Here is a 409-nt window from a genome sequence, read left to right as displayed (position 1 = left end):
GGTCTACGCCATCGCCCGGCAGGAGAGCCAGTTCGATCCCCGGGCCCAGTCCGGCGTCGGCGCCCGCGGCCTGATGCAGATGATGCCGGCCACCGCCCAGCGCACCGCCCGCCGGGTCGCCACATCCTTCGACGTCGACCGCCTGACCAGCGACCCCGCCTACTGCGCCAAGCTCGGCCGGGCCCATCTCGGCGAACTGATGGAGGATTGGCGCGGCTCCTACGTCCTCGCCTTCGCGTCCTACAATGCCGGCGGCGGCAACGTGAAGAAGTGGATCGACGCCTACGGCGACCCGCGCAAGGGCGAGGTCGACGTGATCGACTGGGTCGAGCGCATCCCGTTCACCGAGACCCGCAACTACGTGCAGCGGGTGATGGAGAACCTGCAGGTCTACCGCTCCCGCCTGGAC

General features: G+C 69.7%; 1 protein-coding gene. It reads left to right on the top strand.

Annotation, left to right across the window (positions count from 1 at the left end):
- Positions 1-409 (top strand): lytic transglycosylase domain-containing protein (locus E4T88_RS19000; protein WP_135107590.1); only part of this gene is annotated, 409 nt, incomplete at both ends.

The organism is Dysgonomonas mossii, from assembly GCF_004569505.1.
In the GTDB taxonomy this organism is placed as follows: domain Bacteria; phylum Bacteroidota; class Bacteroidia; order Bacteroidales; family Dysgonomonadaceae; genus Dysgonomonas.
The sequence above is the reverse complement of the archived record's forward strand: the minus strand, read 5'-3'. Positions and strand labels throughout refer to the sequence as shown.